The following is a 20,727-nucleotide window of genomic DNA, read 5'->3' as shown; positions in this document are numbered from 1 at the left end:
CGGAATGCTCAGGAACTATGATGGTTAATTCTGCTTCAGATTGATTATATTAAGCATAGGCTGCTCAAGGCATAGAGATTCGCCGCCGTAGATTGGGGTATAGAAATACTATAAGGAGGAGGAAATGCCATGGACCACAAGGAAAAACCCTCCGCCAGCAGACCACCCGCTGATGAGGACTTGGTAACTGAACGGGATATTGATAATGAATCCGGCCTGTTCCAGGAAGGAAGCTATCCGGACGCTCTGCCTGAAGAAGATCAGGAAGCTGCCGTTAATGAAGCCAAGAACAATCACGCCAAAAGGAGCTGAACGGCTATGGGTAATGAATTTAATAAGACTGAAGCCGATTTTGTATATGAACGTTATAATAAAATGAGAGAAGTATCCGCAGAACAGGACATTCCACTGGAGGAACTGCCGGTCCAGGAGAAACCTGTCGATTGGGATGGAGTTGTAGACGACGGCTCCGATCCGGCTCTTGTCGGTGATCCGCTTCTAGCAGCCGATATTGACCTTAATACTCCGGAACCGGCACTAGGCCGCAGAGCGGACAGAGTCACCAGCCTAACTTCTCCGCCACCCTCCGAGCGGGATGAAGTTCTGGAATCAGATGCCGTATTCGCTGCTGAAGCAGCCGGATTATCCGGAACTGCCATTGACTATGCGGACGATGAAGAGCTTATGGATGACGAGGAAGAAGAACTGCCGCTGGAGGATGTCCCCGATGCCGATGATATCGAGCCTGGGACAGCCATCGATCCGGTCTCCCCGCCAATCGATGTTATGCCAGGTACAGATGTTCTGAATGGCTCCAACGGTGAAGAAGAATAACCTTGTTATTTTTCGCATTGACTTTTAAACATGATGTCCTTAATATTGGTTGTAATTCTATACGGCGATGGAGTTCGCCATTAACCGTCTCTAGAGACTAATGACTCCTACCAGCGGTCACTTCGCTGGTAGGAGTCTGTTTGATTTTAGGGAATCCATATTATAGTTGTGGCATCATCATTTAATGGGGGCTAGTAAGATGAGAGAAGTGTATTTGCGGTGGCAGAAGCTTATAGAGAGGAGCAGTTATCTGGCCCTTTGGGGGACCTTTATGAAATGGATTGTACTTGGCGGCATTGTCGGTATACTGTCCGGTACAGCCTCAGCCTTTTTCCTGAAAAGTCTGGATGCAGTGACAGAGATACGCTTGAATCATGCCTGGCTGCTGTATTTGCTGCCGCTGGGCGGAGCTCTGGTAAGCTATCTGTACATGCGTTATGGTAAAAACAGCAGTAAAGGTAATAATCTGATCCTGGAGCAGATTCAGCAAGGAAATGAGGCGATTCCACTGCGGATGGCTCCCTTAGTTCTGTTCGGAACACTCGTTACCCACCTGTTCGGGGGTTCTGCGGGACGGGAAGGAACAGCTGTGCAGATGGGCGGAAGTCTGGCAGAAGCCTTCGGCAAGCTGATTCGAATCAATTCCCTTGACCGGCAGATTCTGCTCATGTGCGGGATCAGCGGGGGGTTTGGCTCTATTTTTGGAACACCCTTGGCGGGAACACTGTTTGGTCTGGAGGTTATCGCCATCGGCCTAATCAGTCATAAGGCCCTTCTCCCCTGCTTCACAGCAAGCTTTGTCGGAGATATTGTGACTACCCGTCTGTGGAACGTTCATCACATTCATTATCAGGTGGATGTTTTTCCCGCGCTTTCCTTGGTTGTACTGCTCAAGGTCATCCTGGCCTCCGTTCTGTTCGGACTTGCCAGCATCGCGTTCAGCGAGCTGACCCATTATCTGAAAAGAACCTTCACCCTGCTAGTGAAAAATCCTATGCTCAAAAGCGCGCTTGGCGGGTTCATCATCATTGCCCTGGTCTATATAGCCGGCACGAGAGATTATCTTGGTCTGGGGATTCCCTTGATTCAGGATTCGTTCCAGACGGATGTTGCTCCCTTCGCCTTTCTATGGAAGCTGATTTTCACCTCATTCACCTTGGGAACCGGATTTCAGGGGGGAGAAGTCACTCCGCTCTTTGCCATAGGGGCCACCCTGGGCAACAGCTTGGCCGGGTTCCTTCATCTATATGCGCCTTTTTTGGCCTCACTCGGGTTCATCGCAGTCTTCTGCGGAGCAACCAATACGCCGATTGCCTGCTTCCTTATGGGAATTGAGCTGTTCGGTTCGGGCGGAGCGGTCTATATGTTCATTGCTTGCCTGGTGAGCTTCCTGTTCTCCGGACATTCCGGCATCTATACCTCTCAGCAGATTGGAATATCCAAAAGTGAGTGGGTCCGCATTCCCGAAGGTACCACACTGGGAACCGTCAAGCAGCTGCGCCAGGCAAGTAAAAACGGCCACGATGGTCGTTAAGACATCACGCTGAAGAGTTACCTTAAGGCAGACGGTCTGTCAACTGCTTGTCTTATCCATTGTCCAGTACCGCCATTTGTCCGGTGCCATGGGTGGCTGCGACTTTTGCCTCTAGCTTGCGGGTTTTGACAAGGACCGCCGCCAAGAGGAGCATTACACCGTTAATGACAAATATCCAGCGGATTGGAAGAAATGCCCCCAGCAGTCCGCCGATTATCGGTCCGGCCATGGTTGCCAGCTGGGTAGCTGCCTGATTCAGACCGAAGGCCCGGCCGCGGAAGCCAGGGTCAATTACCTGCACAATCATCGCGTTCACTGAAGGAAGTACACCGGCATAGAACAAGCCGTAAGCAAATCGCAGGATGGCAAACTCTACATAACCTGATACAAAATACTGCAGAATATTGCCGACGCCTCCGCCGACCAGGCCGATGAACAGAATGAATCCAAAGCCCTTCCGGCTGCCGATACGCCCCCACTGGGGAGCCATAATTACCGTGGCAATCCCTACAGCAGAGAAGACAATGCCCGAGCTTAGGGAGGCGCTATTCCTTGAAACCCCCATGTCGAGCAGATAGATCGGCAGCAACGGTTCCAGGATCATCACAGAAAAGGTCGCCAGCCCTGCCAACAGCAGCAGCGTCATAAACGCGGGATTCGCCCGCGCCTCCCGGATATCATCACGTACATGTGATCTCGGTGCCGACCGGTCATAATTCTCTTCCTTCGCAAAAAAGGTGGCGATTAGCGCCGATACCAGCACAATCACCGCCGAGAACAGAAATGCGCTGCGGTTGCTGGAATAATAGCTGACTACGCCGCCGATAAGCGGGCCAATAATGCTCCCGGTAGCCCCGGCTGTAGACATAATACTGAGCGCATAACCTGTCTTGTCTTCCGGTGTATTGGTGGCGACCATCGCAATGGCTGCCGGAACAAAACCCGCCAAGAGTCCCTGAAATATACGCACGATAATAAACACATATGGATCATGCACGAAAAAATTGATCAAATACAGCGCCGCCAGGCTGAAGCCCGACCGGATCAGCATCGGCTTGCGCCCGTATTTGTCAGCGAGCGACCCCCAGTAAGGTGAAATCAGTGCACTGGCGAGAAAGGTAATACCAAAGCTGACCCCTGACCAGATCTCCAGATGATTTGTAACACCCAGCTGGTCGCTCAAAAAGATCGAGAGGAACGGAATCGAGATCGAATATGCTGTACTGCAAAAAAACACTCCTACCCAAAGCACGATCAGGTTCCGCTTCCATGAAAAATGCATGCTGCACACGTCCCTTCTGAGTATTCTTGGAGGCATCATCCATACATTGTAACTCTCCTGTCAGAGATGTGCCAACCAAAGCCGTCCCTTCACTTTGCAAGAAGCAGGATAATCGGGGTATGATAGAATAGATGAACTACGATATTTATAGATCAAAGGAGCGATTGAGAACGTGAAGCGTACAAGAAGAAATCCCGTCATCCTGCTGCTGATGATGAGCCTACTGCTGGTGATTGCCGCAGGCTGCGGTAACAAACCAACAAATAATAACGGTACGGCAAATAGCAGCAATGCATCAGGTAATACATCGAGTAATACAGCGAGCCCAGCTCCCCAAGAGAGCGCTGCGGCACCGACTGAGGGTGTGCCTTCGGCAACAGCCAGCCATCCGGTGGTCACGATAGAGATGGATAACGGCGGCATCATTAAGGCCGAGCTGTACCCTGAGGTTGCTCCCAATACCGTCAACAACTTCATCTCTTTGATTCAAAAAGGCTTCTATGACGGAACGATCTTTCATCGCGTCATTCCAGGTTTCATGATTCAGGGCGGAGATCCAGATGGCACAGGCATGGGCGGGCCAGGCTACGGCATCGCAGGTGAATTCACAGCGAATGGCTTCACCAACAACCTGGCGCACACGCAGGGCGTATTGTCCATGGCAAGAAGCCAGGATATGAACTCCGGCGGCTCGCAGTTCTTCATTATGGCTGCGGCATATCCAAGTCTGGACGGCCAATATGCCGCTTTCGGCAAGGTTACCGAAGGTCAGGATGTCGTAGATGCCATTGTGAATTTACCACGGGACAGCTCAGACCGTCCGGAACAACCACCGGTCATGAAGAAAGTCACCGTTGATACACTTGGCGTGACTTATCCGGAACCGCAAAAGGTTCAGTAGACATTTTTCCGGCTGTATCAACCCACGTACATCCGGCCACACAGGCAAAAAGCCTCTTTTCCCATGACGGAAAAGAGGCTTTTTATTATATCTATAGCTGCTATCTTCTGCTGAGAACATGGTGGCTGTCACGCAGGAAGGTACTGCGGCTATTCCGCAGCAGGTTGATGCGCTCCTGTGCCAGATGATCTGCGGCCGCATAAGCAGGTATTCCACTGGTAGAGGAAATCTCCAGTACCCGGGTTATACTGTCATAGATTTTGGCAATCTGCTTGAAGGCACGTTCCTTGTTATATCCGTTCAGCTCATCCGCCACATTGATTACACCGCCCGCATTAATGACATAGTCAGGAGCGTATACGATCCCCATGGCATGCAAGGCATCCCCATGACGCGGTTCCTTCAGCTGATTGTTGGCAGCACCCGCAACAACCTTTGCCTGAAGAAGCGGAATCGAGTCATCATTGATCGTTGCGCCGAGTGCGCAAGGCGCATATATATCGCTTTTGATAGAGATAATGTCGGCAGGATCAACCGCTTTGGCCCCATAAGCTTCTACCGCCCGGTTCACCGCTTCCTTGTTAATATCGGTTACAATCAGCTGTGCACCTTCCTCATGCAAATACTTACACAGCGTGAAGGATACATTGCCGACACCTTGCACTGCAATGATCTTGCCTTCCAGAGAATCGCTGCCAAAGGCTGCCTTCGCCGCTGCCTTCATCCCTTGGTACACGCCAAAGGCTGTAGCCGGGGACGGATTGCCTGAAGAACCGTAAGTTGCTGAAATCCCGGTCACATAATCCGTTTCCTGATGAATGATGTCCATGTCCGCTTCTGTAGTGCCCACATCCTCGGCTGTAATATAGCGGCCGTTCAACCCTTGTATGTATCTGCCGAAGGCACGGAACATCGCCTCGTTTTTGTCTTTTTTGGGGTCACCGATGATTACTGTCTTGCCGCCGCCCAGATTGAGCCCGGCTACAGCATTCTTGTAGGTCATGCCTTTGGACAGCCGGAGCGCATCTACAATTGCGTCCTCCTCCGAAGCATAGGTCCACATTCTTGTTCCACCCAGTGCGGGACCCAGTGTGGTGTCATGAATGGCGATAATAGCTTTTAGTCCCGACGCCTTGTCCTGACAAAACAATAGTTCCTCGTAATCGTCCCGCTCCATTGCTGCAAACAATTCCATTGGTCTCATTTCTCCTATCTCCACTTTTCTTCATGTTATGTTTCATAACAAAGCTAGTACTTTTAGAGAATAATGTCAATATATTTTATCTTATTCATCTCAAAAAGCCCCCAAATACCGTTCACATCCGACATTGACTTCACTTCAAATGTCAGGCACAAGGGGACTTTACTCTTAGAATGAGCTTATTCCCAGTACTGATCCGGACGATATTCGATTTCCGACTGCACGGCTATCTTCAGACACCCGGAAGAGCTGTCATAGTTCACCGGATTGTCCCCGACATAATACCAATGTTTGATGGTAGGACCATCTTCCGGTTCTTCGAAACGGAAAACATTCAGCTCGCTCTTCAGATCCACAACCGCCTGCCCTTTCTCGGCAGATACCCCACACAGGGTGATTAGGGTCAGGCTGCCCTGCTGATCAAAGGTGTAGGACACTCCTTCTGTGCTGCTAACCAGCATACGCCCGGTTACGGAATGTTTAACAAGTACTCTTTCCTGTTCCATTAGCATTCCCTCCTTATGCGAATATGCAGATATTAGGGCAGGTCAATCAGCATTACAAAAGCATCTTCCCCAGCCACAAGGCTCAGTTCGCTGACCTCTTCGATCCGCGCCGAGTCGCCGGAGTGACGCAGGACATTCCCATCAAGCTCCAGCTGTCCCTCTATTAAATAGACATACATCCGCCGTCCGGGCTCCTGCTGATAATTCAGCTGCTCCCCCGCTTTCACCCGGCCCAGATAGATTGTCATATCTTGGGCGATCTCCGCAACCTCTTCTGAGCTTACTGACGATACTACTGGCAGCAGTGTTCCCTCAAGCTTCGCGGGATCAAAACGGCTGGTACCGTAGGAAGGTGCTGTACCGCGGGTACGCGGCATGAACCATAATTGAAGCAGCCTTACCGGTTCCGATTCCGAAGGATTATGTTCTGTATGAATAGCCCCCGTACCAGCTGACATCCTCTGGATGCCGCCAAAAGTCGTCTCCACTACGTTGCCAAGGTTGTCCTCGTGACGGAGGGTGCCGGATAGCACGATGGAGACAATCTCCATATCGCTATGCGGATGAGCGCCAAAACCTCTTCCGGGAGCGATGATATCATCATTGCAGACGCGCATGGGCCCGAAAGCCGTATTGGCAGGATCATAATAATCACCGAACGAAAAGCTGTGCATCCCTTTCAGCCAGCCATGGTCAAAATGATGGGCGGATTCCGCCGGGTATACTCGAATCATGTGATCCCCTCCTGAGAAGTTCATGGGTTAATCCAGTCCATTCTAGTGTAGCAGAAAGCGCTGGAAACCAAAAATAAGCAGCACAACCCATAAGCTTCTGATCAGCAAAAACAGGTACCCTCCTTATTCAAGGAAGATACCTGTTCTCCTAAAAAATATATTCCAGAGCTAGGAATTCCGGCTTATGCCTGGAATCCATTCCAGTGAGTGACCTCTTCCAGAGGCAGGCGTCCGGTTGGGCGTCCTTCCACTGCAGCTTTGCCCAGCGCAATCAGCATCACCGGCACATAGCGGTCAGAGATCTGGAACAGTTCCTTCAGTCCGGCAGGATCAAATCCGCCCATCGGCACTGTGTCATACCCTCTGGCTTTCGCTGCCAGCATCAGCTGCATGGATACCAGTCCGCCGTCTACCAGGGCAATATCCTCCAGCTTATCCTTCGGCATGCTGGAGTAGCCTTCACGACTGCGTTTGGCCATCGCTGTGGCAACATCCTCAGGCATAAGCCCGGTAGCACTAGCATGACCATAGATCGCTTCCGCATTGCTGTAAGCTTCCGTATCGCCAAGTACAACAATCATGGCCGAAGAATCGGTGGTCTGCGCCTGATTATAGGCGATGGGCAACAGCTTCGATTTGAGCTCCTGATCCGTAACGACGATGAACCGCCATGGCTGAAGATTGGAGGAAGAAGGTGCCAGAATTGCCTCGGCAAGAAGCTCCTTGATTTCCTCATCGGATATTTTCCAGGAAGAATCATATTTCCGCACCGAACGCCGTTCCCGAATGACCTTGCTGAATTCCTGTTCTACTTTCAGTTCTGATGCCAATTTAATTCCTCCTCTTCCTATCTCTATTTTGTCGTGAAGTATTTAACTGTGACTTAATAAGCACAGTATAAGTCATAAAAAATCCGTTTGTCAACATTCCGTTCGACGTACCAGTTCCGCCAGAGTATACTTTTGCAGAATAGCTACCGCACTCTGATCCATCTCTTCCATAATATCTCCGCATACATTCTTCATCCGCACCCCAAAAGTATTCTCGCACATCGCCTCATTCACCATATTGCTGCGCAGGCACCCGGCCTCCATGGCGTTATAGACTTCCGCCAGTGTCAGTTCTTCCGGGGACCGGTTCAGCATGTATCCACCATCCCGCCCTTCACGGGTTACCAGGATCTGTTCCTTGGTCAGCTTGGCCAGAGCTTTCCGTAGAACTGTCGGTTCTGAAGACAGATGCCCGGCGATTTCACAACTGGAACAGGAACTGCCTTCTTTGCGGGCCATAATCACCAATGCCTGCAGAACCAGACCGAACGATTTATATTGAAGCGCTCCGCTGTTTCTTGTTTTAGTCATATTCCTCCGCTCCTTTATATTTCGCTGTAAACTTAAGTATAGAGTGTCCGCCCCCTTTTGGCAAAATGATTCACCTTCTGCTGTAATTACAGCCCGTTAAATAGTGGAAATCTGCATTTCAGACACGATGGACCAGCTTTTGGACGAGCTGTCTTTGACGTAAACTTGTATCATATAATTCCCTTTCTCCTTAAACGCATAAGAGTATTCCGCAGATTTGAACCAGAAGCTTTCCTTCTTCTCCTTGATAGCCTGGTTATCGATTGTAGCAGTCTTGTTCAGAGGATCTGTGATCGTAATTTTCAGATCGGAAATTTCTGTCCGGAGATGATCTACCTGCACGAGGACGGAAAAGGTGCTGCTCTCCTCACTTCTTACCTTGCCAAAGATCTTCCCCTGATCATCCAGCAGCACCATGTTCACATTGGGCTTATAGATTCGCACCTCTTTGGCGGATTCATCCCAGAACATCAACGCATGCAGGTTCTCGGGGAGCTGCTCCATGGACAGATAAGGCTCTCCTTCGGACAACAACCCCGATTGCTTCTGCAGCACATTGTTCAGGTAAACCGCGATATCCGATTTGCCCGAAGCCGCATACAGCAGGGTGCCACCAGATATCACCGTCAGGCATAGTGTTGAAAAAACAAGCTTTTTCATAGTCCCCATACGTTCTCCCCCTCTGATTTGTTCCCTGCTGATTATACCTTCCAAACGGGAATAAGTTTCTAGGAAAATCCTATATATACAAAAACCGGCTGTGCACCTCCTGTAAAGAAGGCACACAGCCGGGCTGTGTCATACATATATCACTTTATTGCGGAATAGAACCGTTTACCGCACCTGCCTTTTTTACAGCTTGGCAATGGTCTCGGTCAGAACTGGAACGATCTGTGATTTGCGGGAAACAACACCCTTCAGAACAGCTTTGTTGTCATCCAGCTTCACATTGTAAGCCTGCTCAACGGCACCAGCCACACGGCCCAGAGCCAAACCTACGGAATCATTGTTCAGGATATCCGTTACGACGAACAGGAAGAGGTCCAGGCCTTTGTCATCAATGATGGCCGTCAGGGCTGTTTCGAGCTCAGCTTGCTTGGAGAGCACATCGTTAACATCCACTGCGTTCACCTGGGCAATCTCCACTTTGTATTCACCCATTTTGAATTCCTTGGCATCCAGGGAGATCAGTTGGGCGATACTCTTGTCGCTTAGATCGGCACCCGCCTTGAGCATCGCAAGTCCGTAGCTGTCAGCGTCAACACCGGCGATGGCAGCCAGCTCGCGTGCAGCTGCTACATCCTGCTCGGTGCAGGTTGGCGATTTGAAAAGCAGGGAGTCGGAAATGATTGCGGACAGCATGAGACCGGCGATATCCTTCGGAATAGCTACTCCGTTTTCTTTGTACAGCTTGTTAAGAATAGTTGCTGTGCAGCCTACCGGTTCAGCACGGTAGTAGAGCGGATGAGCGGTCTCAAAATTAGCGATCCGGTGGTGGTCAATTACCTCAACCACACGGACCTGATCGATATCATTCGCACTTTGCTGGCGTTCATTATGGTCAACCAGAATGACCTGTTTAGCTTCGCCGGCCACATTCTCCACCAGACGGGGTGCCTGCACACCGAATTGGTCAAGTGCATATTTAGTTTCGCCGCTGACTTCGCCAAGACGGACCGCCTCGGCATCCCAGCCCAGTTCCTTCTTCAATGCCGCATAAGCGATAGCCGAGCAGATCGTATCCGTATCCGGATTTTTGTGTCCAAAGATCAAAGTTTTTTCCATTTCCAATCTCCTTACTATGTTTTTTGTGAGAATAATATACCATACATTGATAGGTGCCCGCCAGATTGCGGACAAGAACCTGAAATTCATTACCCTTTTTATATACTCATGTCCCGTAAATCCATCAATCCGGAATTCCCTTCCTCGTCTTGGGCAGCGGCTCAGGCACCTCTAATCCGTCCAGCGGCTCATTGTCCGAGAACAGATCCGGATTGCTGCGAAGCATACGGCTTAGAATATCCGTTGTTTCCACTGTTCCGCAGATCATTACAGGCGCATCTCCAAAACCGCCTCTGCGCAGTGCCCCGCCTTGCTCAAGCACCCCCTCTACCTTCCAGAAATGCTGCGACCAGGAGAGTCCGCAATGCCTGCGTGAAGGGACGGGAAGCTCTTTCCCGCCGGGTGTAACCGTGAACAGCTGCTCATGATCATCCGTCATTCTGCCGGGAATATCGAGCCATTCTTCGATCCCGTGGATAAATGTGTTCCGCCGCAAATCTACACCAAGCAGCATAATGTCTGCCTTACGGTCCAGAAGTTTGCCATAGACAGAGCCGCGGGCGCAAGGCGTATCCCAGCGTTCATCCCCGGCGGTGAATGCGGCCGCATCCTTACCTAGCGCTGCTACGGAATGGGTCGGATGCCACGAGCGGACAACATCCGGGCGTCTCCGGAAGAGCTCCGGCAGAATACCGACGCAGGAGGGAGAATCCAGGACGGAGAACCGCGGATTGTCTGCATTAATATAAGACCAGGTATGCGTGGGGAGAACCAATAGTCCTTCTCTCATATATTCAGAGAGAACATCCAGTACCGTGTCCGCCCCTCCCTGTACTTCCCCGATACTCTTCAGCGAAGAATGGACGAGGAGTGTTCCCTGCGGATCAATCCCCATTTTCCCCAGCTGCTCCATTAAACTTATTGGTGTATGTATCATATTGCTCTCCTTTGCAGATAAGAAGATACAGCTTCATCGTCTCCAGAACGAGGCAGCTTCCTTGCTCTCCATAAATTGAATCAAATAAATTCACACTTGCCAATTACGCGTATTACTATTAAAATGTAAGTAACTTAAAAATAATTATATACTTTATATCATGTTTATAAATCCCATGTCATCAGTACTTCAAATTCCATAACTTACAGGAGGAACTATCATGAGTTTAACACTAAAAGGACTTCACCATGTATCTGCTCTAACAGCCAGAGCCCCGGAAAATTTCAAATTCTATACCGAGGTGCTTGGACTTCGTCTGATCAAAAAGACAGTCAACCAGGATGACATCTCCGTCTACCATTTGTTCTACGGGGATGAAGTGGGTAACCCTGGAACAGAGGTCACCTTCTTCGAGATTCCGAACGCAGGACGCAACCGCGACGGTAACAACAGCATTTCCGCGCTGTCGCTCCGGGTACCGGATGATAAGTCACTTGTTTATTGGACCCGGAGGTTCGAAGAGTTCCAGGTGGAACATGACGAGATCACAGATCGCGGAGGACGCCAGACGCTATCCTTCCGGGATCACGAGGGACAGCGCCTGATTCTTGTATCGGATGAACATAATCAGGGTGTTGCAGGCGGCAAGCCTTGGGCGAAAAGTCCGGTTCCGGCTGCATACGCCATTCTCGGTCTGGGGCCGGTTCATTTGACTGTTGAGACGGCAGAGCTTTCTGCAAAGGTGCTTGTGGAGCTGCTCGGATTCCGCCGCAAAGGCAGCTATCCTTCCCAAGTTGCCGGACAACCGGATGTCATTGTATATGAAACCGGCGAAGGCGGTTCCGGGTCGGAGATCCATTTGGAAGAACGCAAGGATCTGCCTCAGGAACGGCTCGGACGCGGCGGTGTTCATCACGTAGCCTTCCGCGTAGACAACGCTGAAGAGCTGAACGAGTGGATCGAACGGATCGGCAGCTACCAGCTCCCGAACTCGGGTTTCGTGGACCGTTTCTATTTCCGCTCCCTGTACTTCCGTGAACCGAGTGGAATCCTGTTCGAGCTGGCAACCGACGGCCCCGGTTTTGCCACAGATGAGGATATTGAGCATCTGGGCGAATCCCTGGCTCTGCCGCCTTTCCTTGAGCCAAAACGCGAGCAGATTGAAGCTCACCTGAAGCCGCTGGATACACGGCAGCAGGGATAATTCAACAGAAACAGCTGCGCCCTTCAGAAGGCGCAGCTGTTTTAGCGAATAAGCGTCCTCCTAATCAGCTCTCCGAAAAAGTAATGGTGAAGATATTGAAGCCCGGACGCGCGGTTGAAGCTTTGCCAGTGATGGACAACGGGCTTGTCCCACCCAATCTGCCTGAGATTCGGACCGTCGTGGCGCTTACGGTCTGGGAAGCATTCTCCAGCCTTTTAATCCGCACATATTCACCGTATACAAACCCCATCATTTCCAGAGTCTCCTGTGTAGAATAGGTAAAAGCCACCTTCTTCACCCCGTCTGCATCCGTATCCAGTGTAGTCGCAATCAGAGCATCTGGGGGTATCGGGAAATCCTTCGGCAAGTTCAGAGGCCGCATGGTGCTCTCCACCGGAGTTGTAGCCGTGCCGTCCGTTCCAGAGTTGCCGCCCGTCTCGGCGCCGCTGCCAATTCTCACTTTGTAGTTCGCAGCATCATAAGTTATCGGTACATTCAGGGCACCGGCGATCGAGCGAATCGGCAAATAAGTAATTCCTTGGTAAGTGATCGGCGTCAGGGTTTTACCGTTTCCGTCCTTCAGCCAGTAAGGGGTGCCATCCACCACAAATCCAATACTGTGATTCAGATAGGCTTTGATCGACTCCAGCTTAGCTCCAGCATAGACACCTGCCGATCCGGTGATCATCATGCCTGCGGCGACGGTGGTAATCAGCCATTTTTTGTTCATCTAGATCCTCTCCCCGTATAGATTTGGCGATAGAGTATGAGTATTGTATCTTAATATATTTAACACATGGAAAAGTTTTCAACCTCAGAACTACATCATCCGGGATTAACGTATAATCTTCAGAAGCTCAGACAGTTCCCGGATCTCATAGGTCGGTTGTATGCCCGGATCGCCTGCTTTGCCCAGCGGATTGAACCAGCATGTGTCGATACCATATCCCATTCCGCCTTGAATATCAGAGGTCAGCGAATCCCCAACAATCAGCACTTTGCTCCGGTCAGAGATCCCCAGCTTATTAAAAGCATAATCAAAAATTCCCGCTTCCGGCTTCTGGTAACCCGTCTCCTCGGAGATAATAATCTGCTCAAAGGTATTGTTCAGCGGCGAACCCTGAATTCTAGATAATTGTACATCCTTGATCCCATTGGTAATAATCGCAAGTCTGCATCCGGCCAGTTCCTGACACAGCTCCACTGCCCCCTGAATCAGGTATGTCCCCTCACCCAGAAACTTTAAATACGCTTCACTGAATGCCTCAGGACTGAGTTCGAGCTTATGTGCGGCAAACAGCCGGTTGAACCGTTCGACCCGCAGCACGGCAGATGTGGTCCGTCCTTGTTCCAGATCCTTCCACAGCGCTTTGTTAATCTCCTGGTAACTTGCAGCATAATCCTCAGCACCGGTAGGCAGGCCAAAATGGACAAAAGCATTGTACAGCGCCTTGCTCTCAGCCATTCCGTAGTCAAACAGGGTATCATCGGCATCAAATAAAATAACATCATATTTCATATTTCCATATTCCCTCCAAGTTTCGCGTCTCGTCGACAACCACCAGCCATCTGCGATATAATTCAGAGAGGCTTTTTCAAAAAAAGTAATGGCGGTGATTATCATTTTATACGTTCTAGCGTTTCTGGTGTCCTTTTGCATCGTGTATTTGCTTATTCCTCCGCTTGGCAGGCTTGCATTCAGGCTTGATTTTGTGGACAAGCCCCGGCAGGATGTGGAACGCAAAATACATAGGGAGCCCATTCCGCTGACAGCCAGCTATGCGATATTCATCGGATTTTTCATTACCTATCTGCTGTTTACCCGTGATCTCTCGCTCGGTACACTCGCCTTGTTCATTGGCGGTGTGCTCCTGCTGACTATAGGCACCATCGATGACTGGTACAAAACCAAAGGCAAGGATTTCCCTGCGCTGCCAAAGTTCATTGTTCAGATCGCGGCTGCGATTCTGGTCTTTCTGTCGGGCAACGCCTTCACAGGATTCTTTAATCCCTTCTCCGGGGATTATATCTCGCTGCCGGTTATCCTGCAATTTGTGCTTACTATTCTCTGGATCTTCGGCGTGACTACTGTCATTAATTTCTCAGACGGCATGGACGGTCTGGCCGGTGGCCTGACGGCCATTTCCGCGGTAACCCTATTTGTGGTTGCTTTGGCCAAAGGGCAGTCCGCCTCAGCCATGATGGCAATCACTCTTGTGGGCGTCACTATTGCTTATCTTCGTTACAATAAAGCTCCGGCCAAAATTTTCATGGGTGACGCAGGCGCCACCTTTCTCGGCTATATCCTGGCTGTAATTGCGCTGGACGGTGCATTCAAGCAGGCGACGGTCCTGTCGCTATTCATCCCGATTCTCGCGCTGGGCGTGCCAATCTTCGATAATTTGTTTGTCGTCATCAAACGGTTCGTGCAAGGCAAGTCGATCTATCAGGCCGATGCGACCCAGGTCCATTACCGCCTGCTCAAAGCCGGCCTGAACCAGAAGCAGGTCGTTGCCGTGCTGTATCTGGCCAGCGTCTGCCTGTCGCTGTCCTCGATTATTCTGCTGCTGATCCAGACCTGAGACGGCGGGGGTTAGGGCTGGCACAGGTTGGCGGACCTAGTAATAAGAAGGCAAAAACACCCTTGATGTTTGTTCAAGGGTGTTTTTGCAGCTCATGCAGCACGTTTCCGGTCAGAGGGCCGGAATTACGTATTTTCATGAATATACTCATACAACCTGCGGTAAATAGCTACGATCTCCGGCATTGGCATTCGTACCAAGCCGCTGGACGAAGGAGCGACGAATTCCCTCACGCCATCCACGATCGGGGGCTGTTCCTCCTGAAACCCCCAATCCGCCTTTGCTCTGCGGGTGAATTCCGTATAGACTCCCTTGCCTACAAAGCAGGCGATCTCAGGACGGTAACGGGTAAGCTTGTCCCGAAGAATCTGCCGTCCCTCTGCATATTCCTCACGGGTAATGTCCTCCGCTCCACGTGTCGGGCGGGCGACAATATTGGTGAAGCCTAGGCCTAGCCGGAGCAATTCACCGTCCTCTGAAGCATCATAGAGGCGGGGTGTCAGGTCGGAGCGTTCCAGAATGCGCCAGAAATGATTGCGCGGATTGGCGTAATGATGCCCCAGCTCACCGGAACGGGGGCTGGGATTGAAGCCGATAAATACAATCTGCAAGCCGTGGTCAAGGTGATCCGGCACTTCTTCCATGGGATATCCCTCCTGTAAGCTGGAAGCTGGTGGTACCCTTCTACGATTCTTCCCGCAAGGCAATACAAGCAGGTGGAACCGGCTCCGCCAGCCACACTTCATTACCCGCATAATAAAAGGTTACTCCCATATGCGCAGCCTTAACCGTATCCACAGTCAGGAGAACCAGCTTGCCCCTGCGACTCCCGGCCAAGCTGGCAAAATGGAGCCCCTCTGACAAGTGTACATACTGCCGCCCCATCGGCTGTAGTCCTTCTTTTAGGATCGCGGACATTGCGGTTGTATGTGTCCCATGATATAACACTTCCGGCGGGGTTCCCGGCTCATATGCAAGCTTCGCATGGCTATGGCCGTACCGCGCTTTAATACGCTCACCTTCAATGGAGAAACGCTGCTTCTCGCTGTTTCGGACAACTTGACGGATGTCCTCTTCAGAGATTTCCGTCCACTTCGGGGCTGCGGTGATGACACTCAGCAGATCGTCCAGCAGACAAGAGCCGTCCTCAGGATCAAGCAGCAGGCCATACTCTGCCGGGGTATGCCGAAGCAGCTTGGTCATAAATTTGCTGAGTGAAACCTCAGCAGCTTGGTTCAACATTTGTTACACCTCATTTGTCATCTCTACAAGCAAGCAGGTTCAGCTATAAGCCATCCTGATATAGACAACGTTACTTTATTGTCTCTCTACGGGGTCCAGCGGCTTTCCCCGCCCCACACCTCAAGCAGTGCGGAACGGAACAGTTCATCCAGCACGTTGTCCTCTACCCCGTTCCCAGAACCAAACCGGGCCGCAACCTCTTCAAAATGGCTGATCTGCTGCTCAAGATACTTGTTAATAACCTCAAGACGCGGCTCCAGATTCAGTTCCTCTCCTGACATTTTGCGGACCAGCAGCCGGTCAACCGTTTCTCTTAGCTCCGTTCCTTCCGGGATGAGATCTTTCACCAGTACAGTGAATTCCAGAGGCGGTACCTCCTGATACTTCTCAATCCAGGCACACGCAAGCATTGGACGGAGCACGTAGAAGTACTTCTTGATCTTGACCTCGCTGCCCTGCAGGTAAGTCCGGTAATTCCCCCGGGCCATATTCAGATAATGATAAATACAGGATTTGGGCGAGAACCCAAGCGGCGACAAGCTGCGGATACTCTCTGCTACGGTATAGTTCTCTTCATAACGGACCCCTGATTGGAGCCACTCCAGGAGCGGAGGATTCGATTTGCGGAAAAGGGTAAGTCCCTTTTTCAGATCCCATCCGTTAATATCCAGCAAGTCACTGATCGGACGCTCGATGACATCCCGTTGGTCGAAGATCGAGAGATAAGCTTCTGGCCGGCGCAGGTAAAGGAACCGCACATCATAGTCGCTGTCTTTGGAGGGGAAGCCCCAGGCCCTGCTGCCGGACTCACAAGCGTACAGGATACGGACATTCTCTTCAGATTCGATGGCGCGAAGCTCGCGGATAATGGATTTGTGAATTTCAGACATTATGTATCTCTCCCTTCCTTATCCAAAATAATCACAAAAAAGGCCATGGACTCCATCGTCCATGGCCAGGCCGTAGCCTTGTGCATATTCAGGAAGATGATTACCGCATCACCACATTGTGTGATGCTGCCGGCTATCATTTCACCGCTGCTGGGGCTAACCTACCGAACGAGGCAGACAGATAAATTGGAAACAAATTAATATGATTCGGGTACGAAAGTTTTCCTTGTTCATTCATCTGTACTGACCTCCTAAAAGTTTTGTGGGCTATGCTTCATTGAGTTACTACAACAAAACTGGCTTCGAAAGCATCCGCTTAGTTTTGTGGGCATCATAATATTTCCAAAAGCATAATCCATGCTTCCAGGCTCTGTCAAGACGTCCTATGGAAGCAGAGCTAGAAGACCCGGTGTTACATCTTTTTCGCTGAGCGCAGCATAATCTATCGATCCGTCTTTATAGGTCAGCTTCACAAGGTAATCGCCATTCTTCCCCGAGAAGTTACGCTGGCGGCTCAAGATATCATTAATCAGTACCGCGTCCTTAACCATAGCAGAGCGGTTCTTACTGCGTGCCAGCTTCATATGTTGTTCAGCATCAAACCTCGCCCCGTCAGGAAGCTTACCGGCATAATCATCTTTGATCAGTTCAGCGGACTTTACATCCTGTGCTGCAGGACGGACCCTATCGGCATAGCCCTTCTGAACGAGCCAGCTCTCCAGTTCATGAAAGGAAGGCTTCCAGTCGAATGAATAATTGAAACCATAACCTCTTTTGTCCGGCTTACTGTTCATCTGAATGGAAGCAACGGATTTCTGATCACCCGTCTGGTCTTCATAGCTCATATTCAGAATTTCTTTTCTTAATAGTCCTGTAAATTCCTTAACCTCTTGGGGATCAGAGATGCTAACGGCCTTAGATGTGTAATTGGAGCCAAGGCGTATGCTTTCTATGTCCTCGTCTAGCTGATACAGCGTATATTCATTCTGTTTGAAGCCCTGACTTTCCATCACAGATTTCATTTCAGGCTCAAGGCCCTCACCCGGGATCCAGTACTGCCGCACCAGCTTGTGCCCGTTGTCCAGTTGATAGGCAAGAGTGAACATATGGGCTCCAGGAGAATAGTGTCCCGATGAATCCTGGTTCATCGGCTGCATCGTTACAAGGGTATGGTGAAGTCTGCGAACCGCTTCGATGTATTGTTTATCGGAAGTGTAGAAATCCGGCTTGGCCGGAGAAGCATCCTGTTCCGCAGAGGAATGAGAAAAATCCGCATTTGCACTGAAGCTATACACCCTTGGGAATGAATCATCCGTATACATCCGGTAATTACTTCCCGCATACACTCCCGTGACGCGTTCCCCCGCTGGCACCCGGCTCTCATAACCGGTTAATCCGGATACCGGAATGTAGATCAGCAGACCTAGCAGAATTCCATACAGCGTAAACTACAGCGGTACTCTGCGCGTTAGGATCTGCCAGGTTTTACGGATAATCATCTCGGCTGCGATATAACCCAGTATGGCCCCGGTAATATAGCCGCAGACCATCCAGCCTATCTGATGAGGTTTCACAGCTGTAAAATAGGTTCCCGACAGGAGCATGGCACAGAGCATGACACCCGCTTTGAACAGTGGATTGAAATAGGTGAAGGCAATGGCCTGCCCTGTCTTTTCTCCATGGCGTTTGCGGTACAGCACAAAGGATAAGGCAACGAACAAAACCGACAGTACCGAGTAAATCCATAGCTCAACTACGCTGAAGACATCATTGGTATACGTGACCAAACGCAGCAGCGGTGACCACATTAACTGACTGTCGCTGGATCCGGACCCTTCCGGGTAACCATATAAATACGTGCCCAAATGATAATTGACAAGTTGAAACAATACTGCTGGAAGAATGAGCAGAATATATACGATTATTCCCTGGAGCACCGTCTGCCCCGTGCATATGCCAACAAAGGTGCTGAATACAAAAAGAAACAAACTAATAATACTGACGATCAGGCACCAATTCCAAATATCAGCACCAGAATAAATATACATATTGCCGCCCAGCGGAGTTACGATTGCGGTGACCGCTGCCGTCAGCCAGACCGGAAGCAGCAAAAGGCAGAGTCCGCTCGCCATATGGGCAGTAAGCAGCTGCTCCCGGCGCAGCGGCAGACTATGCCACAAATCCGAGGACCTTTTAGACTGCAGATAGCGGAACACGAATAAGCCTGCAGCTACAGGAAATACGATGATGAACAACACCTGCATATCTCCTCCGACGCTGAACAAGCCGTCCACCTTCTGGGGCTCCGTACCAGAATAGCCGCTCATGAACAACTGCAACGGGAGCGAAAATAACAGGCCAAGCGTATAGATGATACCAATCCAGCCGTGCTGGCGCACATTCTGGCGAATAACACCGCTGTTAAAGAAGTATCGGCTGCGCGTCATACCCGGCATCCCCCATTTCATAAATAAAGATTTCCTCAAGCGTCAAGGGAAGCAGATCGAACACATACGGCTCATAGACATGAAAGGCTTGCGAAATCCGCTCCCGTTCGCCTTTTACGATATACAGATTCACGCTGCCCCGCCGCTCTTGATGGAGAATCTGCAGCTTGGCCCCCAGAGCCGCCGCATGGCGCTCATCTCGGAAAGCGACCTGAACCTTGTGCGTGTCCGCCTTCAGATCATCAAGATCCTTCTCGACCAGCATCCGGCCGCCGTGCATAATACCGACATGATCACACAGATCCTCAATCTCCCGCAGATTGTGTGAAGAGATCAGCACAGTCAGCTCCCGCTCGGCGACCTCCTGGAACAGCAGGTTTTTGATCTGGCGGCGCATAACCGGGTCCAACCCGTCAATCGGTTCATCCATGATGAGTACATCCGGCTTACAGCTTAGCGCAAGCCAGAACGCTGCCTGGCGCTGCATCCCCTTCGAGAATCGGCTTAGCTTGCGTGCCGTATCCAACCGGAACACTGTAGCCAGCTCCTCAAAACGCTTGTCGCTCCACCCCGGATAAATCGAGCGGTAGAACGTGGCCATGTTAATGATTGATGCTTGAGGAAAAAAGTACGGGCTGTCCGGCATAAAGATCAGGCTTTGCTTCACCTCCGGGTTCTCAAACACGGGTTGGCCCCCAATGCGAACCGTTCCCTCTTCAGGCCGGTAGATTCCCGCGAGTGTCTTCAGCAGCGTGGTTTTACCAGCACCATTGGAGCCCAGCAGCCCGTAAATGGTTGCCTTATGTACCGTCAGCGACAGGCTGTCTACAGCCTTTTCACCTTGAAAGCTTTTGCTGACTCCGCGAATCTCGATCATAGTTTCTCCCCTCTCTCTCTTTGATCCAGCACCTGACGATACAGCGCTCCTATCTCGCTTTCTGTGAATCCGAGATAGACAGCTTCTGCCATCAGGCGCAGCAATTCCTCCCGAAGCTCCGCTCTTTTACTCTCGTTCTGCCCTTGCTGCGAAGGTGCTACAAAGCTTCCCTTGCCCTGCAAAGAATAGATATAGCCTTCCCGCTCCAGCTCCCGGTAGGCTTTTTGAATCGTATTGGGGTTCACAGTAAGCTGTGAGGATAAGGTTCTTACAGACGGAAGCTGGTCATCGGCCCGCAGAATTCCGTGCATGATCATCTCTTTGACCTTATCGGTCAACTGCTCATAGATCGGTTTGCGGCTGCGGACGTCCAATTCGAACATGACAGTCCTCCTTTCGTATGCTGTCTT

General features: G+C 50.7%; 25 protein-coding genes and 1 riboswitch. Of the genes, 6 read left to right on the top strand and 19 right to left on the bottom strand.

The genetic code is table 11. The features are described from left to right. The first annotated feature begins 129 nt into the window (after nt 1–129). From ACAN54_RS11610 to ACAN54_RS11600, 3 genes are all read left to right on the top strand, one after another. Nucleotides 130–312: a hypothetical protein gene (locus tag ACAN54_RS11610; RefSeq protein WP_379154372.1), complete on the top strand. Its 183-nt coding sequence runs from the start codon at nt 130–132 to the stop codon at nt 310–312. Between the two features lie 6 nt (nt 313–318). Beyond that, nucleotides 319–834 carry a hypothetical protein gene (locus tag ACAN54_RS11605; protein WP_379154370.1) on the top strand — a complete coding sequence of 172 codons (516 nt, stop codon included), beginning with the start codon at nt 319–321 and terminating at the stop codon, nt 832–834. A gap of 54 nt (nt 835–888) precedes the next feature. Continuing rightward, nucleotides 889–951: riboswitch (Fluoride riboswitch) on the top strand. 82 nt (nt 952–1,033) lie between these two features. Then, nucleotides 1,034–2,368: a voltage-gated chloride channel family protein gene (locus ACAN54_RS11600; protein ID WP_379154368.1), complete on the top strand. Its 1,335-nt coding sequence runs from the start codon at nt 1,034–1,036 to the stop codon at nt 2,366–2,368. Nucleotides 2,369–2,420: 52 nt separating this feature from the next. Here the strand turns inward: ACAN54_RS11600 and ACAN54_RS11595 are convergent, their stop codons facing one another. Beyond that, a complete protein-coding gene (locus ACAN54_RS11595; protein ID WP_379154366.1) occupies nt 2,421–3,650 on the bottom strand; it encodes an MFS transporter in 1,230 nt (409 codons plus the stop codon). A gap of 211 nt (nt 3,651–3,861) precedes the next feature. On the opposite strand from ACAN54_RS11595, the gene ACAN54_RS11590 reads away from it, so the two are divergent. Next, entirely contained in the window at nt 3,862–4,551 is a 690-nt protein-coding gene (locus ACAN54_RS11590; protein WP_379155840.1) for a peptidylprolyl isomerase, read from the top strand. A gap of 100 nt (nt 4,552–4,651) precedes the next feature. Here ACAN54_RS11590 and ACAN54_RS11585 read toward each other — a convergent pair whose 3' ends face one another. The 8 genes from ACAN54_RS11585 to ACAN54_RS11550 form a co-directional block, all read right to left on the bottom strand. Then, entirely contained in the window at nt 4,652–5,746 is a 1,095-nt protein-coding gene (locus tag ACAN54_RS11585) for a Glu/Leu/Phe/Val family dehydrogenase (protein WP_379155837.1), read from the bottom strand. A gap of 185 nt (nt 5,747–5,931) precedes the next feature. Continuing rightward, on the bottom strand, nt 5,932–6,258 hold the full coding sequence (locus ACAN54_RS11580) for a hypothetical protein (protein WP_379154364.1): 327 nt from the start codon (nt 6,256–6,258) through the stop codon (nt 5,932–5,934). A gap of 32 nt (nt 6,259–6,290) precedes the next feature. Next, entirely contained in the window at nt 6,291–6,992 is a 702-nt protein-coding gene (locus tag ACAN54_RS11575; protein ID WP_379154362.1) for a pirin family protein, read from the bottom strand. Nucleotides 6,993–7,174: 182 nt separating this feature from the next. Next, nucleotides 7,175–7,822 carry a nitroreductase family protein gene (locus ACAN54_RS11570; protein WP_379154360.1) on the bottom strand — a complete coding sequence of 216 codons (648 nt, stop codon included), beginning with the start codon at nt 7,820–7,822 and terminating at the stop codon, nt 7,175–7,177. Between the two features lie 90 nt (nt 7,823–7,912). Beyond that, a complete protein-coding gene (locus ACAN54_RS11565) occupies nt 7,913–8,353 on the bottom strand; it encodes an RrF2 family transcriptional regulator (protein ID WP_379154358.1) in 441 nt (146 codons plus the stop codon). A gap of 96 nt (nt 8,354–8,449) precedes the next feature. Then, entirely contained in the window at nt 8,450–9,022 is a 573-nt protein-coding gene (locus ACAN54_RS11560) for a hypothetical protein (RefSeq protein ID WP_379154356.1), read from the bottom strand. Nucleotides 9,023–9,205: 183 nt separating this feature from the next. Then, entirely contained in the window at nt 9,206–10,138 is a 933-nt protein-coding gene (locus ACAN54_RS11555; RefSeq protein ID WP_379154354.1) for a manganese-dependent inorganic pyrophosphatase, read from the bottom strand. Between the two features lie 124 nt (nt 10,139–10,262). Continuing rightward, the gene (locus ACAN54_RS11550; protein ID WP_379154352.1) at nt 10,263–11,075 is read right to left on the bottom strand and encodes an AAC(3) family N-acetyltransferase; all 813 of its coding nucleotides are present in this window, start codon (nt 11,073–11,075) and stop codon (nt 10,263–10,265) included. Between the two features lie 220 nt (nt 11,076–11,295). On the opposite strand from ACAN54_RS11550, the gene ACAN54_RS11545 reads away from it, so the two are divergent. Beyond that, a complete protein-coding gene (locus ACAN54_RS11545) occupies nt 11,296–12,279 on the top strand; it encodes a ring-cleaving dioxygenase (RefSeq protein WP_379154350.1) in 984 nt (327 codons plus the stop codon). A 64-nt stretch (nt 12,280–12,343) separates the two neighbouring features. Here ACAN54_RS11545 and ACAN54_RS11540 read toward each other — a convergent pair whose 3' ends face one another. Then, entirely contained in the window at nt 12,344–13,009 is a 666-nt protein-coding gene (locus tag ACAN54_RS11540; RefSeq protein ID WP_379154348.1) for a stalk domain-containing protein, read from the bottom strand. Between the two features lie 105 nt (nt 13,010–13,114). Beyond that, nucleotides 13,115–13,798, bottom strand: a complete 684-nt coding sequence (locus ACAN54_RS11535) for a YjjG family noncanonical pyrimidine nucleotidase (protein WP_379155834.1) — start codon at nt 13,796–13,798, stop codon at nt 13,115–13,117. An 88-nt stretch (nt 13,799–13,886) separates the two neighbouring features. Here ACAN54_RS11535 and ACAN54_RS11530 point away from each other — a divergent pair, with 88 nt between their 5' ends. Next, a complete protein-coding gene (locus ACAN54_RS11530) occupies nt 13,887–14,861 on the top strand; it encodes an MraY family glycosyltransferase (protein ID WP_379154346.1) in 975 nt (324 codons plus the stop codon). A 125-nt stretch (nt 14,862–14,986) separates the two neighbouring features. On the opposite strand, the gene ACAN54_RS11525 is transcribed toward ACAN54_RS11530, so the two are convergent. From ACAN54_RS11525 to ACAN54_RS11490, 8 genes are all read right to left on the bottom strand, one after another. Further along, nucleotides 14,987–15,505 (bottom strand): mismatch-specific DNA-glycosylase, encoded by a 519-nt coding sequence (locus ACAN54_RS11525; RefSeq protein WP_379154344.1) that lies wholly within the window; start codon nt 15,503–15,505, stop codon nt 14,987–14,989. Between the two features lie 40 nt (nt 15,506–15,545). Continuing rightward, nucleotides 15,546–16,103, bottom strand: a complete 558-nt coding sequence (locus ACAN54_RS11520) for an RNA 2'-phosphotransferase (RefSeq protein WP_379154342.1) — start codon at nt 16,101–16,103, stop codon at nt 15,546–15,548. An 86-nt stretch (nt 16,104–16,189) separates the two neighbouring features. Then, nucleotides 16,190–16,993, bottom strand: coding sequence for a nucleotidyltransferase domain-containing protein (locus ACAN54_RS11515; RefSeq protein WP_379154340.1), 804 nt, complete (start codon nt 16,991–16,993; stop codon nt 16,190–16,192). Beyond that, nucleotides 16,993–17,133 (bottom strand): hypothetical protein, encoded by a 141-nt coding sequence (locus ACAN54_RS11510; protein ID WP_379154338.1) that lies wholly within the window; start codon nt 17,131–17,133, stop codon nt 16,993–16,995. Before ACAN54_RS11510 ends, ACAN54_RS11515 begins: the two co-directional genes overlap by 1 nt. A gap of 243 nt (nt 17,134–17,376) precedes the next feature. Beyond that, the gene (locus ACAN54_RS11505) at nt 17,377–18,366 is read right to left on the bottom strand and encodes a DUF6449 domain-containing protein (protein ID WP_379154336.1); all 990 of its coding nucleotides are present in this window, start codon (nt 18,364–18,366) and stop codon (nt 17,377–17,379) included. A gap of 75 nt (nt 18,367–18,441) precedes the next feature. Then, nucleotides 18,442–19,440, bottom strand: coding sequence for a hypothetical protein (locus ACAN54_RS11500; protein WP_379154334.1), 999 nt, complete (start codon nt 19,438–19,440; stop codon nt 18,442–18,444). Next, the gene (locus ACAN54_RS11495) at nt 19,415–20,317 is read right to left on the bottom strand and encodes an ABC transporter ATP-binding protein (RefSeq protein WP_379154332.1); all 903 of its coding nucleotides are present in this window, start codon (nt 20,315–20,317) and stop codon (nt 19,415–19,417) included. The genes ACAN54_RS11500 and ACAN54_RS11495 overlap by 26 nt, the downstream gene beginning before the upstream one ends. Next, entirely contained in the window at nt 20,314–20,700 is a 387-nt protein-coding gene (locus ACAN54_RS11490) for a GntR family transcriptional regulator (RefSeq protein WP_379154330.1), read from the bottom strand. The genes ACAN54_RS11495 and ACAN54_RS11490 overlap by 4 nt, the downstream gene beginning before the upstream one ends. Nucleotides 20,701–20,727 lie beyond the last annotated feature (27 nt).

It is taken from the genome of Paenibacillus diazotrophicus (assembly GCF_042610465.1).
Note: the sequence above shows the minus strand (reverse complement) of the source record. Positions and strands in the feature narration are given on the sequence as shown.

What these genes read in the sequence shown, in the direction of transcription:
- ACAN54_RS11490 (WP_379154330.1), bottom strand. Translation starts at nt 20,700, where the DNA reads ATGTTCGAATTGGACGTCCGCAGCCGCAAACCGATCTATGAGCAGTTG.
- ACAN54_RS11555 (WP_379154354.1), bottom strand. Translation starts at nt 10,138, where the DNA reads ATGGAAAAAACTTTGATCTTTGGACACAAAAATCCGGATACGGATACG.
- ACAN54_RS11545 (WP_379154350.1), top strand. Translation starts at nt 11,296, where the DNA reads ATGAGTTTAACACTAAAAGGACTTCACCATGTATCTGCTCTAACAGCC.
- ACAN54_RS11550 (WP_379154352.1), bottom strand. Translation starts at nt 11,075, where the DNA reads ATGATACATACACCAATAAGTTTAATGGAGCAGCTGGGGAAAATGGGG.
- ACAN54_RS11565 (WP_379154358.1), bottom strand. Translation starts at nt 8,353, where the DNA reads ATGACTAAAACAAGAAACAGCGGAGCGCTTCAATATAAATCGTTCGGT.
- ACAN54_RS11515 (WP_379154340.1), bottom strand. Translation starts at nt 16,993, where the DNA reads ATGTCTGAAATTCACAAATCCATTATCCGCGAGCTTCGCGCCATCGAA.
- ACAN54_RS11495 (WP_379154332.1), bottom strand. Translation starts at nt 20,317, where the DNA reads ATGATCGAGATTCGCGGAGTCAGCAAAAGCTTTCAAGGTGAAAAGGCT.
- ACAN54_RS11540 (WP_379154348.1), bottom strand. Translation starts at nt 13,009, where the DNA reads ATGAACAAAAAATGGCTGATTACCACCGTCGCCGCAGGCATGATGATC.
- ACAN54_RS11500 (WP_379154334.1), bottom strand. Translation starts at nt 19,440, where the DNA reads ATGACGCGCAGCCGATACTTCTTTAACAGCGGTGTTATTCGCCAGAAT.
- ACAN54_RS11525 (WP_379154344.1), bottom strand. Translation starts at nt 15,505, where the DNA reads ATGGAAGAAGTGCCGGATCACCTTGACCACGGCTTGCAGATTGTATTT.
- ACAN54_RS11585 (WP_379155837.1), bottom strand. Translation starts at nt 5,746, where the DNA reads ATGGAATTGTTTGCAGCAATGGAGCGGGACGATTACGAGGAACTATTG.
- ACAN54_RS11530 (WP_379154346.1), top strand. Translation starts at nt 13,887, where the DNA reads ATGGCGGTGATTATCATTTTATACGTTCTAGCGTTTCTGGTGTCCTTT.
- ACAN54_RS11590 (WP_379155840.1), top strand. Translation starts at nt 3,862, where the DNA reads ATGATGAGCCTACTGCTGGTGATTGCCGCAGGCTGCGGTAACAAACCA.
- ACAN54_RS11580 (WP_379154364.1), bottom strand. Translation starts at nt 6,258, where the DNA reads ATGGAACAGGAAAGAGTACTTGTTAAACATTCCGTAACCGGGCGTATG.
- ACAN54_RS11610 (WP_379154372.1), top strand. Translation starts at nt 130, where the DNA reads ATGGACCACAAGGAAAAACCCTCCGCCAGCAGACCACCCGCTGATGAG.
- ACAN54_RS11575 (WP_379154362.1), bottom strand. Translation starts at nt 6,992, where the DNA reads ATGATTCGAGTATACCCGGCGGAATCCGCCCATCATTTTGACCATGGC.
- ACAN54_RS11605 (WP_379154370.1), top strand. Translation starts at nt 319, where the DNA reads ATGGGTAATGAATTTAATAAGACTGAAGCCGATTTTGTATATGAACGT.
- ACAN54_RS11535 (WP_379155834.1), bottom strand. Translation starts at nt 13,798, where the DNA reads ATGAAATATGATGTTATTTTATTTGATGCCGATGATACCCTGTTTGAC.
- ACAN54_RS11510 (WP_379154338.1), bottom strand. Translation starts at nt 17,133, where the DNA reads ATGATAGCCGGCAGCATCACACAATGTGGTGATGCGGTAATCATCTTC.
- ACAN54_RS11600 (WP_379154368.1), top strand. Translation starts at nt 1,034, where the DNA reads ATGAGAGAAGTGTATTTGCGGTGGCAGAAGCTTATAGAGAGGAGCAGT.
- ACAN54_RS11595 (WP_379154366.1), bottom strand. Translation starts at nt 3,650, where the DNA reads ATGCATTTTTCATGGAAGCGGAACCTGATCGTGCTTTGGGTAGGAGTG.
- ACAN54_RS11560 (WP_379154356.1), bottom strand. Translation starts at nt 9,022, where the DNA reads ATGGGGACTATGAAAAAGCTTGTTTTTTCAACACTATGCCTGACGGTG.
- ACAN54_RS11520 (WP_379154342.1), bottom strand. Translation starts at nt 16,103, where the DNA reads ATGTTGAACCAAGCTGCTGAGGTTTCACTCAGCAAATTTATGACCAAG.